This window comes from Eubacterium sp. An11 (assembly GCF_002161065.1).
GTDB lineage: Bacteria > Bacillota > Clostridia > Lachnospirales > Lachnospiraceae > Anaerobutyricum > Anaerobutyricum faecale.
On sequence record NZ_NFLV01000021.1, the window covers coordinates 1 to 12554 of the forward strand.

The 12554-nt window shown below is 47.8% G+C and carries 10 protein-coding genes; 1 reads left to right on the top strand and 9 read right to left on the bottom strand.

All coding sequences use genetic code 11. The annotated features are described in order from the left end of the window. Positions 1-330: 330 nt before the first annotated feature. From B5E53_RS13560 to B5E53_RS13575, 4 genes are all read right to left on the bottom strand, one after another. Positions 331-687 (bottom strand): arsenate reductase family protein, encoded by a 357-nt coding sequence (locus tag B5E53_RS13560; RefSeq protein WP_087315936.1) that lies wholly within the window; start codon positions 685-687, stop codon positions 331-333. A 62-nt stretch (positions 688-749) separates the two neighbouring features. Next, the gene (gene ung, locus B5E53_RS13565; RefSeq protein WP_087316024.1) at positions 750-1439 is read right to left on the bottom strand and encodes a uracil-DNA glycosylase; all 690 of its coding nucleotides are present in this window, start codon (positions 1437-1439) and stop codon (positions 750-752) included. Between the two features lie 686 nt (positions 1440-2125). Further along, on the bottom strand, positions 2126-2644 hold the full coding sequence (locus B5E53_RS13570) for a EutP/PduV family microcompartment system protein (protein ID WP_087315938.1): 519 nt from the start codon (positions 2642-2644) through the stop codon (positions 2126-2128). 11 nt (positions 2645-2655) lie between these two features. Next, positions 2656-3039, bottom strand: a complete 384-nt coding sequence (locus B5E53_RS13575) for a BMC domain-containing protein (RefSeq protein ID WP_087315940.1) — start codon at positions 3037-3039, stop codon at positions 2656-2658. A 238-nt stretch (positions 3040-3277) separates the two neighbouring features. Here B5E53_RS13575 and metF point away from each other — a divergent pair, with 238 nt between their 5' ends. Beyond that, positions 3278-4129 (top strand): methylenetetrahydrofolate reductase [NAD(P)H], encoded by an 852-nt coding sequence (gene metF, locus B5E53_RS13580; protein WP_087315942.1) that lies wholly within the window; start codon positions 3278-3280, stop codon positions 4127-4129. A gap of 145 nt (positions 4130-4274) precedes the next feature. Here metF and thrS read toward each other — a convergent pair whose 3' ends face one another. From thrS to B5E53_RS13605, 5 genes are all read right to left on the bottom strand, one after another. Continuing rightward, positions 4275-6242, bottom strand: a complete 1968-nt coding sequence (gene thrS, locus B5E53_RS13585) for a threonine--tRNA ligase (RefSeq protein WP_087315944.1) — start codon at positions 6240-6242, stop codon at positions 4275-4277. Positions 6243-6514: 272 nt separating this feature from the next. Continuing rightward, positions 6515-8356, bottom strand: a complete 1842-nt coding sequence (gene glmS, locus B5E53_RS13590; protein WP_087315947.1) for a glutamine--fructose-6-phosphate transaminase (isomerizing) — start codon at positions 8354-8356, stop codon at positions 6515-6517. A gap of 349 nt (positions 8357-8705) precedes the next feature. Then, the gene (locus B5E53_RS13595; protein WP_087315949.1) at positions 8706-8969 is read right to left on the bottom strand and encodes an HPr family phosphocarrier protein; all 264 of its coding nucleotides are present in this window, start codon (positions 8967-8969) and stop codon (positions 8706-8708) included. A 94-nt stretch (positions 8970-9063) separates the two neighbouring features. Next, complete coding sequence (locus tag B5E53_RS13600) at positions 9064-11427, bottom strand: LTA synthase family protein (RefSeq protein WP_162611920.1); 2364 nt, start codon at positions 11425-11427, stop codon at positions 9064-9066. Positions 11428-11580: 153 nt separating this feature from the next. Beyond that, a complete protein-coding gene (locus tag B5E53_RS13605) occupies positions 11581-12537 on the bottom strand; it encodes a 2-dehydropantoate 2-reductase (RefSeq protein WP_087316026.1) in 957 nt (318 codons plus the stop codon). Between the last annotated feature and the right edge of the window lie 17 nt (positions 12538-12554).

Below are 12554 nucleotides of genomic sequence, written 5' to 3' on the forward strand. Positions count from 1 at the left end.
GGATTTTTGCAAAGGTGGAACAAAGATTTTTCCAATATACAGATGCCATTCGGAGTGCATACAGTTTCCGACCGCGAGCTGTGAGGGAGGACTGTCTAAGACCTGGAGAAAGCAGGGAGTAGGATGAAAAAAGGGATATCTCTCGTGTTTACACGAGGAGCAGGCCTTTTTTCATCCTGTAAGGCGCAGCCGAAACCGCTTTGCAGTTTCTCCCTGCTGATCAGAAAACATCAGCAGTCCGAGTGAGGGTCGAGTCGGGAGGAACTGTATGAAAACGAATGGCATCGTCTGATATATGAGAAATCTGTTACCACCTTTGCAAATCCCAATTTACTGAAATCTCTCCTCGTACTCTTTCTCTTTAAATCCCACCAGTACATAGTCATCCGCCACGATCAGCGGACGTTTTACCAGCATACCGTCTGTGGCAAGAAGATCGTACTGTTCTTCTTCGCTCATGTTTGGCAGGCGGTCTTTGATGTTATTATTCCGGTAAATTTGTCCACTGGTATTGAAGAATCGTTTCAGCGGAAGTCCGCTTTTTTCATGCCAGAGTTTCAGCTCTTCGGCTTTTGGATTATCTTCCACGATGTGACGGTCAATGAATTCCACACCATGATCTTCCAGCCATTTTTTTGCTTTTTTACATGTGCTGCATTTTGGATATTCGATAAATAAAACGCTCATTTTTTTCCCTTTCTCCGTTCTTTATATATTCTGATATATTCTGGATTTACAGTTATAGTTCTCTATGACTGACCCTGATGAATATTTTCAATCTGCCAGTCAATCGGCTCAATCTGATGAAACTTCAGAAATTCGTTGGCCTGACTGAAATGACGGCATCCAAAGAAGCCACGATAAGCAGACAGCGGACTTGGATGCGGTGCCTCCAGGATCAGATGTTTTGGATTATTTAACATAGACTTTTTGCTCTGCGCCGGACGTCCCCAGAGCATGAAGACAATGGGCCGATCCTGTTCATTTAATACCCGGATGGCTGCGTCAGTGAATTCCTCCCAGCCAATGCCCCTGTGTGAATTGGCCTGATGGGCACGGACAGTCAATACGGTATTAAGAAGAAGGACTCCCTGCTTCGCCCATTTGACCAGATATCCGTTGTCCGGAATGTAACAGCCCAGGTCATCATGAAGCTCCTGATAAATATTGACCAATGACGGCGGAATTTCCACATCCGGTTTTACAGAAAAACAGAGTCCGTGAGCCTGTCCGTTATTATGATACGGATCCTGTCCCAGAATGACAACTTTCACATCTTTTAATGGTGTCAGATGAAATGCATTGAAAATATCGTCAGCTGGCGGAAAAATCTCTCTCTCCCGGTACTCCTGATTAATCTTATTGTACAGTTCCCGGTAATAAGGTTTGCTGTACTCTCCTTTCAGGGCTTCCGCCCAGTCGTTACTGATTGCTGCCATCGTTTGTCCCTCTCTTTCGTACTCATCTAAAATACCGGATGCCTCCGTGCTTCGCACTCCCGCCTCCCCGCGGAGCGTTTCCCCTTTTTTGTTGGGAATGCTGGATGCCTCCGTGCTTCGCACTCCCGCCATCCTCCGGGAGCATTCGCATTCCGAGCTTCCTCTCTCCATGCTCATGTTCCCTTGCCCGTCCGCTGTCCGGGGCTTTCTTTTACCAATAGAGTTTCGCTTGCGAAACTCCTGCGCCGAACGCGGTCGCTGCAAGCGACTTAATTCCATTCGCGTGAGTGCGCCCCCCGCGGAGCGTTTCCCCTTTTTTGTTGGGAATGCCGGATGCCTCCGTGCTTCGCACTCCCGCCATCCTCCGGGAGCATTCGCATTCCGAGCTTCCGCTCTCCATGCTCATGTTCCCTTGCCCGTCCGCTGTCCGGGGCTTTCTTTTACCAATAGAGTTTCGCTTGCGAAACTCCTGCGCCGAACGCGGTCGCTGCAAGCGACTTAATTCCCTTCGCGTGAGTGCGCCCCCCGCGGAGCGTTTTTCTGCAAAAATCCTTTTGGAATTTTTGCAGAAAAAAACTGCTATAATACATGCATTATATTATAGCAGTCTTTTTATGTATTGACCAGTATTCCTTTATATGATCGAAAAGTCCTTCCGGTAAAGCCAAATTCTTCGGGGCTTCTTCTCATATTCTTAAGGTGTGTTTTTCACTTTCACCTGGCCCAAACCCAAGTTTATCGTATTCTGCCTTGGCAACCTCCCATGGAAGTATGTCAACCGGCTGTTTGAGATATTCTAATATATCTGCAATACCTTCTCCAGTATACGCGCTTGTAAAGAATATCTTTTTGCATCCGGCTAATCTCAACCACTCGGCAGCCTGTTCGGGATTTGCAGCCCAATGGTCAATCTTGGTTACAACACCAACCACTTCCCTGTTGCTGACAGAAACAACATTTGGCGGATATAATGAAAACGGCTCTATGGCGCTCATGAGCAGACCGATAATGTCTGCCTCGCAGCCATAAATCGCCAGTGCGGCTGACAATTCTTTTGTCTCCGCATACTCGCCCGGCGTGTCAATGATCACATCGTAATGATTGACATACTGGGTCTTATGATATGTGATTTTCTCACCTTTCATTGCCTGCATGATCGTAGTCTTTCCAGATTCGCTGCGACCTACAAACATAATTTTACGCATCTGACCTCACCTTACTTTTTCGTAACAGGGCAGGTAGCATATCCTAAATCATTCTGGAAATAGTGAATCACAGCCTGTACAGCGGACTCTACAGCGGAAATACGTCCTGTCAAAATCAATGTGCCGCTGAAACGGTCAACGAAACCTAAATAAACATCACCGCTCTTGATGGCAATATCAGCGCCGATTACAGCGGACTCACTTGGAGTTACCGTGATAATTCCAATGGCTGAGCGCTCAAAATCGATATCCGGATTCAAGCCCAGCTTACGATATACAATCGGCTTCGGACTTGTCACAACATGAGCGAGTGTAATCTGTCGTCCCGGTACTGTCTCCTGAATAATTCGAAGTCTTCCTTCCGCATCTTTTGGCAATAAATCTCTAATATCCATCTTTTCCGCTCCTTCATTCTATATTTGTCACGTCGTTTCTAAAAATCACACACGTATGATGCAATATCGGAACTGCAACATCATAGTAAGATTATAACACAATCATTTTCAATATTCTATAAAAAAATTGGACATTTCCTGCCTTTCCTTGGTTGATTCTTGATATATTTTACAAAAAAGAGTACACTATCAACAAGAAAAAACAGCAAACTGCAATACAAAGAACAGGAGATTACCCATGAAACACTCTTCTATTTTTCAATCTGACTCAAATATATCTTTCGAGATCTTTCCTCCGAAGAAATGGGAAAGTTTCCCGAATCTCTATGAGACTCTGGATGCCTTAAAGGAGCTGCATCCTTCCTTTATCAGCTGTACATACGGCGCCGGCGGCAGCAACAGCAAAAAGACTGCGGAGATTGTCTCCTACATTCAAAATACCCTGGGCATCGAGGGCATCGCCCATCTGACCTGCGCCGCCCTCACGGAGGAAAGCTTTTTATCCACCATCCGCACTTTCCAGCAGAAAGGTATCCACAATGTGCTGGCCCTGCGCGGGGATAAACCGGCGGACATGACCGACGAAGCTTTTCAGTCGAGAGTTTACCAGCATCCTTCTGAACTGATCCCGGCTCTCAAAGACGCCGGCTTCACGGTAGCCGCCGCCTGCTATCCGGAAAAGCATTTCGAATCTGCGGACATGGGAGAAGATTTATTCTTTCTCAAACATAAGGTGGGCCAGGGCGCGGATTTTCTCATCAGCCAGCTGTTCTTCGACAACGATATTTTCTATCGGTTTCTGGAAATGTGTGAAAAGGCCGGTATCCATGTACCTGTGGAGGCGGGTATCATGCCCATCACCAGCGCAAAGATGATCGGCACCACTATCAATCTCTCCGGAGCCAGCATCCCCAAATCCATGTCCGACCTGCTGGCCAGATATCAGGATTCTCCGGATGATATGCGAAAAGCCGGCATTGATTACGCCATAAGGCAGATTCAGGATCTGCAGTCCCATGATGCGGACGGCATACACATTTACACCATGAACCATGCCGATGTGGCCAAAGAGATCTGCAAGGCCCTGTAAATTTTTATCCTCTTTGTGGAAACGCATCATCCATGCGGCGCAGAGGGAAATACATCTGCGGCATATTATAATCTCAAAAACAGGCAGACGCCCGGGAGCTGAACTTTCACTCCACAGGCGCCTGCTGTCTGTTCCTTTTATATTCTTATTTCTGTTTTTCTTCCGGTACTTCTTCTTTCCGGATCTCTTTAGTGCGGATTTCCTCACAGATAGCGGTGATAAAATCGGATAATGGTTTCTGTCCCTCGTCTCCGGCAAACCGGCTTCTCACAGAAACAGAACCTTCCTCCTGTTCTTTCGCACCTACTACCAGCATGTACGGAATCTTGGCAAGACGGGCTTCGCGAATCTTGTATCCGATCTTCTCGGAACGGTTATCCACAGTGCTCAGGATACCGTTTCTCTTTAATACACGATTGACCTCCTCGGCATAATCGGCGTATTTTTCAGAGATCGGCAGCACACGCACCTGTTCCGGGCAGAGCCAGGTCGGGAACTTGCCGGCATATTTCTCGATGAGCCATGCAAGCGTTCTCTCATAACAGCCCATGGAAGTTCTGTGGATCACGTACGGACGCTGCTTGTCGCCATTCTGGTCAATATAGTACATGTCAAAGTTCTCAGCAATAGCACAGTCTAACTGAATAGTGATCATGGTATCTTCCTTGCCATATACGTTTTTAGCCTGAATATCAATCTTCGGACCGTAGAAAGCGGCTTCTCCTTCTGCTTCCACAAATGGCACGCCGGATTCCACCAGAATATGACGGATCTGATCCTGTGCGCTCTCCCAGTATTCATCATCCCCCAGATACTTCTCTTTATTGTTCGGGTCCCATTTGGACAGACGGTAAGTCACATCATCCTGTACGCCGAGAACAGTGAGACAGTACTGCGCCAGCTTCAGACAATTCTTCAGCTCTTCATTGGCCTGATCCGGACGAACGATCAGATGTCCCTCGGAAATGGTAAACTGACGCACACGGGTCAGTCCGTGCATCTCGCCGGAATCCTCATTACGGAATAAAGTAGAGGTCTCGCTCATACGGTACGGCAGATCACGATAGGACTTCTGAGTATTCTTATAGCAGTAGTACTGGAACGGACAGGTCATCGGACGCAGCGCCAGCACTTCCTTGTCTTTCTCCTCATCGCCAAGAACAAACATGCCTTCTTTATAATGATCCCAGTGACCGGAAATCTTATAAAGATCACTCTTTGCCATCAGCGGAGTCTTGGTGCGGACATAGCCCCACTCATTATCCTCCAGGTCCTCAATCCATCTCTGCAATGTCTGGATGATCTTTGCACCCTTCGGCAGAAGCAGCGGAAGGCCCTGTCCCACCACATCCACAGTGGTAAATAACTCCATCTCTCTTCCGAGACGGTTATGGTCGCGGAGCTTGATCTCCTCCAGATATTTCAGACGTTCTTCCAGATCTGCTTTCTTTGTGTAGGCTGTACCGTAAATACGAGTCAGCATCTTATTATGCTCATCGCCCCTCCAGTAAGCACCTGAGGAAGAGGTCAGTTTAAACGCCTTGATATTCTTCAGGTTCATCAAATGCGGTCCCGCGCAGAGATCTGTAAAGTCTCCCTGACGGTAAAAGCTGATGACCGCGTCTTCCGGCAGATCCTCGATAAGCTCCACCTTGTAAGGTTCATCCTTTTCCTTCATAAATGCGATGGCTTCCTCTCTCGGCAGTTCAAACCGCTCGATGACCGGATTCTCCTTGATGACCTTCTTCATCTCTTTTTCAATGGCATCCAGATCTTCACGGGAAAGCGGCGCCATATCAAAATCATAGTAAAATCCTTCCTCAATGGCCGGTCCAATGGCAAGCTTTGCCTCCGGGTAGAGACGCTTCACCGCCTGCGCCAGCACATGGGAAGCGGTGTGGCGGAACGCCAGCTTACCCTTATCATCCTGGAAAGTGAGTATATTTAAATCACAGTCATGATCAATTACTGTACGCAGGTCCACCGTCTCGCCATTCACTTCTCCGGCGCAGGCGTTTCTGGCCAGACCTTCGCTGATATCCTTTGCAATGTCCAGAACGGACATCGGCTGATCATATTCTTTTTCTGAACCGTCTTTTAATCGAATAATCATTACTTTCTCCTTCTATTATATATAGTCGTCACTGTCAGCATTTTTGCTAAAGCTTATTCTATCAAATAAATTCCTGTCATTCAACTGAATTTTTCACCAAAACTCTCCCCGGCATACCACAGACCTGTGACATCGCAGGACAGGGTACCTTGCCTTGTTATTCCGGCACAAAAAATGCCGCCCGTCGCCGGACAGCATTTTTATCTTACTGTTATATTGACCTTTTTTATCGTTTTGCTCTCGCTATCTGCGTTCCGGTCTCTGTTTCCCGGTTATTCCACCGTCACGCTCTTGGCAAGATTCCTCGGTTTATCTACGTCAAGTCCTCTGGCCACACTCACATAATATCCCATGAGCTGCAACGGCACGATGGCCACGCTGGTGGTAAAATGTGGGTCAGTCTTCGGAGTGTAGACTACAAAGTCCACCATATCTTCCAGATAATAATTTCCATTTTCGGTCACGCCCATGAGATAAGCGCCGCGGCTTTTGACTTCCTGCATATTACTCAGCGTTTTCTCACAGAGATTACTCTGGGTCAGCAGACCGATGACCAAAGTTCCGTCTTCAATGAGACTGATGGTCCCATGTTTAAGCTCGCCGGCGGCATAGGCCTCCGAGTGCACGTAACTGATTTCTTTCATTTTCAGACTGCCTTCCTGGCAGATGGCATAATCAAGACCACGTCCGATAAAGAAAATATCCCTGGCAGAAGCGAATTTATTGGCAAACCACTGAATCCTCTCCTTATTGGATAAAACATCGGCGATCTTTTCCGGCAGCTGCATCAGCTCATCCATCATGCTCTCAAAGGTAGTGTCATCCATCTCCCCGCGAACCCTTGCCATATGCATAGCCAGCAAATACATACAGATCAGCTGCGTGCTGTATGCCTTGGTGGTGGCAACGGCAATTTCCGGGCCGGCCAGGGTGTACATTACATGATCCGCTTCCCTGGCGATACTGGAGCCGACCACATTGACAACACTCAAAGTTCTGATTCCTCTTTTTTTCGCCAGACGGAGAGCAGCCAGACTGTCAGCGGTCTCCCCGGACTGGGAAATGATAATCACCATCGTATCCTTCGTCAGCTTCGGGCTGCGGTAACGGAATTCGGACGCCAGATCGATCTCCACCAGCACATCGGTAAGATCTTCCATAATGTATTTTGCCGCCATTCCCACATGGTAAGCAGAACCGCAGGCCACGATAAATATTCTGTTGAATTCCCGGAATTGTTCATCGGAAATGCCCACAGCGCTCAGATCAATATTTTTATCTTTCACATAGGCGCCGATGGTATCTTTCACAGCTTTTGGCTGTTCGTGGATTTCCTTCATCATGAAATGTTCAAATCCACCCTTTTCTGCGGACTCCGCATCCCATTTGATCGTGACCATATCCTTTTTAATCTCTTCTCTGTCGATGGTATAAAAACGTATGTCGTCTCCGGTGAGTTCCGCCATCTCCATGTTATCCAGATAATATACATTTCTGGTGTAGGAAAGGATGGCCGGCACATCAGAAGCGATGAACGCGCCGTCATCATTCTGACCGATGATCAGCGGACTGTCCTTTCTGGCCGCGTAAATGACGCCTGGCCGGTCCATGAACATGATCCCCAGAGCGTAGGAGCCCCGGACCCTTAGAAGAGCTCCGGCCATTCCCTGCAGCGGATCGTGACCGGTCTTTTCATAATAGTAATGAATCAGTTTTGTCACTACTTCCGTGTCGGTTTCTGAATAAAAAGTATAGCCTTTATGAATTAAATGTTCTTTCAGTTCCTGATAATTTTCAATGATTCCGTTATGAACAGCCACAACCATTCTGTCATCGCTGCAGTGCGGATGCGCATTGAGCTCCGACGGCACCCCATGGGTCGCCCAGCGGGTATGGCCGATACCACATTGTCCCGGCATACTTTTCCCACCGTCTGTCTTTTCTATCAGGTTCTTCAGTCTTCCCTTCGTCTTCACAATCTCGATCTGACCGGTCTGGTCGTTGAAGGTCGCCATTCCGGCCGAATCATATCCTCTGTATTCAAGCTTTGACAAACCGTTTAATATGATCGGCGCCGCCGCTTCTTTTCCTGTATATCCAACAATTCCACACATGGCAATGTCTCCTTTTCTTAAATCATGACACATTGGGATTCCCTGTAAATCCGGTAATTTCATTCTCTGTACATCATATGTACTTTTCATCCGGACTTTACATTTGTTGAGTGTAGCACGGCAGATTGGAAAAGGCAAGAATAAATCAGACGCCGGTTTCCCGGCATTTTCGCTTTTCTGCTTTTTTTAAGCAAACCGCCCCATTTTGTTTATTATATTCAGCCGGCTCCGGGCAGGAAGCGCAACATAAAAAAGAGCCGTGGCACAATGTGATCCAGCGATAACACCGCGCCCTGATGGCTCTTTTTTATGTTTGAGAATACTAATCTATGAATATATACTCGTCGCCTTATTCTTCAAGGCCGCTCTCCACGGCCTTTACCAGCGTCTTCAGAGCTTCCTCCTCGTCTGCTCCGATACACTCTATGGTGATCTCCGTTCCGCGCATGATGGATGCGTCCATCAGCGCCAGAACATTTTTTGCGTCCACTTTCCGTGAACCTGACGCAACCGAAATCTCCGATTGAAACTGTTTTGCTTCTCTGGCGAGAACCGCTGCCGGTCTGGCATGCAGGCCCGTCAGATTTATCACCGTCACTTTCTGTGATACCATTTATACCTCTCCCTCTTTATTGAGCGTTTTTCTGTTGAACTGCTTTTGATTTCTTCTCTTCTATGCCGTTCCCAGAGAAAATCCGCCCGCTCCGTCATTCTGTATCCTCATCCTGAAGATAGAAGAATGAGGTCTGCTGATCATCTTTTCCAAATAAATTATTGTATTCCAGCAGATTGTATTGGTGAATCAGATCATAATACGGAGAACTCTCATCCTCCAGCTCATAGAAGTTTCCGTCGCTGCCCCAGTATCCAATGGCATTGATACATGGAACCTCCTCCCGGAGATCTGTCAGAAATTCCAGATAACCGGTCTTCTCAAGTCCTGCCACATCGGCAAGATATGTGCTGAGATAATTATTGCTGGTACGCTCAATGGTCTGCTCTTCGATATCATAATTGGCCCAGATCAAAAACGGAACTTTATATAACTGTTCCAGTTCTTCTCCCTGGAGATCTTCCACCTTTTCTCCCAGAAGTGTATCATAAAAACTGTCTTCCAGATCCGGCTGATGGTCGCCAAAGAATACGATCACCGTCGGTTCATCAACTTTCTCAAAATAATGAATCAGCCGTTTCAGCGCTTTATCCGACATCTTCACCATATTCAGATATTGTTCCGCCTTGGAGAAGCCTTCCAGATTCCCCTTCAGACGGACAGAATCTCCGGTCTCCAGCAGACTTCCGTCGTAACTGCCGTGATTCTGCATGGTGACATTGAACAGATAAAACGGAGAATCCTCATCCTGCGACTCCTCATACAGCTCGATGATCTTATCATAATCCTCATGGTCAGTGATATGATAATTGACTGTATCCGTGAAAACAGAGAAATCATCGGACGTATAGAACCGGTCAAAGCCCATCAGCGGATAGATCTTATAACGGCTGTATCCGGTCTTATAATACGGATGCAGCGCATACAGCGGTCCGTATCCCTGCGCTCCCAAAGTGTAAGTAAGTCCCGCTGTCCTGCTTCTCAGGAACAGCTGATACGGCACGGAATTATCCGGCAGAAAAGCCATGGTGTTTCCTGTCAGGAACTCAAACTCCGAGTTAGCTGTATTTCCTCCGAACACAGAAGAATACGTGTATCCTTTAATGGTGTTCTCTTTTAACTTGCGGATAAACGGCATATAATCTTTCGTCACTTCCATGTCGCCTACGGCCATCAGATCAGAGAAGGACTCATTCATGATAGCGATGATATTTGGTTTCTGTGACGGCGCATTCTTTTTATCAGCGTCAGAATCTTCTTCCGCCTCATCGCTGCCCGGGTCGCCGGCGTCATTCTGTGCGGTACCGGCATCCACGCCATCGGCAGACGCTTCTGTCTTATTGCCGGCTGCGGTTTCCGTGCCGGCGCCGGAGGTATCTGCCGCAGCCCCCGCGCTGTCGGTTCCGTCCACGGACGCACTGTCCTTGTTCCTGATCTCCGCGGCGTTCACCCTGGCACTGTCCAGCGGATTCAGGCTGTCCACATGTCCCACTGTCTTATCCTTGTCTGATACTTCAGCGCTGCCTGTGGATGACTGCTCCTCCGTGACATAATTGCTGGTGATCTCCTGCACCGCATCCACAGAATAGCCTTCCGGCTCCGTCACGTGCAGATATCCGAAAGTCCGGATGGTAGTCAGCAGGGTGCCGTAATAGCGGTATTTATACTGCGGGCGATATACACGGAAGTCCACGCCGATATTTTCCAGGTAGTCGCTGAAAACATACACCTGGCAGAAACACATGAATACTGCCACGTAGGCAGCGGCAAAAGCGGTTCTCGCCTTCCACCGGAATAATTTGAATCTTTTCAGTTTAAACAGCAGCGCGATCATCACCAGAGCCAGCATGAAAAACTCTGCCGTGTCCACGTCTATTTCAATCCGGTATGTATTGGCCACCGAGACGGCCGTCAAAAAAGAATAGATATCGGATGCAATAAACGACATGCTCCGGAATACCGTGAGCTCATAGTTCATAATCCCGAAAAATGCCGTCGCAATTATCATCGCTATGGACGCTCCCCGGATGCTGTTGCAGATGAGCAGCAGAAACAGATAAATGACATAATAAATCATTAAATCCAGGAACAGATACAGAACAGGGATCTGACTCAACGGTCCCCAGAACTGCATGTCATTGTAATATTCCAGCCATAAAAATGCGGCCAGAGGCGTCAATGCCGCCACGGCCCAGCTGATCCGCTTATTTAATTTGTCACTTAAATGAAAGTCCTTGATCGTAAGGAATACGAGAACGATCCACAGCCCCCCGCAGATTGTGATGGAATCGGCGTAAAATCTTTTGAAAAAGCTAGAGGCTGTCCCATCATAATACAGATGTGGCTGCAGCAGAAACGCTGCCGCCAGCAGCACTTCCAGAAAAACCAGGAACTTCTTCCCGGATTTTCCCTTGAAAAACTTCCGTATTCCCCATGTTTTTCTTTTTCCTTTGCTCATAAACCTCCACTCCATCTTATATTTACCTTATTTTTACAAATCTTTTTAAATATATCACATTTCCTTACAATGTCAATAAACTTATTCTGACGAAATTCTTGCAGTGAAGTTGTAAATTTACGGACATTTTCACCTTCCGCGCGCCCTTCTGCACTACCGGAACTGTTTCAGTTTCTCATACATCCGGCTGGAAACCGGCACCGGAATACCGTATTTTTCTGCTTCCCGCACAATGTATCCGCTGAACACATCCGCCTCAGACCTGCGCCCGGCACGGATATCCCTCTGAAGAGAACTGGTGGCATTATCCGCATAGCCATGATAAAAACGATCTATGATGGCATCCGTATGTTCTTTTTTGATGGCAACGCCCTTAGCCAGCGCCACCTGTTCCGCCTCCCGCACGAGAGCCTCATACTCTTTTGCTTTACGCTCCTCTTTCCGAAGCTGCCCGATATCATTGTCATAATAGGCGGTCACCACATTATAAGCACAGTTTAAAATGTATTTGCGCCAGATCTCCACCTCGATATCTTCCGCCACCTCAAAATCGATTCCCGCAGCGGTTAGAAGCGCCGCCGCTTCCTCCACCTTTTTCTGCTGCAGGGCGTCCGCATTCTTAATGCCGATGCAGAGCCGTGCAAAGTCTCCCTGCTGGGTGATGGAGAAATCCTCATTGGCAAAGGCCACAATATAGATCAGGGCATCCACCACGGTGCCTTTTCCCAAAAGATCACGCACCCGCTCACCCGGATTCACTCCGTTCATCACCGGGATCAATATGGTTCTGTCGGACACCGCCTGACCAAGCTCCCGGCAGACCTCTTCCAGCGAATAATTTTTCACACAGATAAAAATGATATCCTGTTCCGGCAGATCGCCTGTCTCCACCACCTGCTCCGGCACAGCTCTTAGCTCGCCCTTATATTCACTGTGAAGAATAAGCCCCTCTTTCTCAAGGGACTCCTTCCTTGCACCCCGGGCCGCCAGTGTAAGATGCGGGCAGACCTGACCAAGCATTCCGGCCAGATAGCCGCCAACGCCGCCGATTCCCACTACGGCAATCCTTTTATCTGCTATGTTTCTATCACAAATTTGTGTCTTTTCCATATCCATTTTCTTTCTCT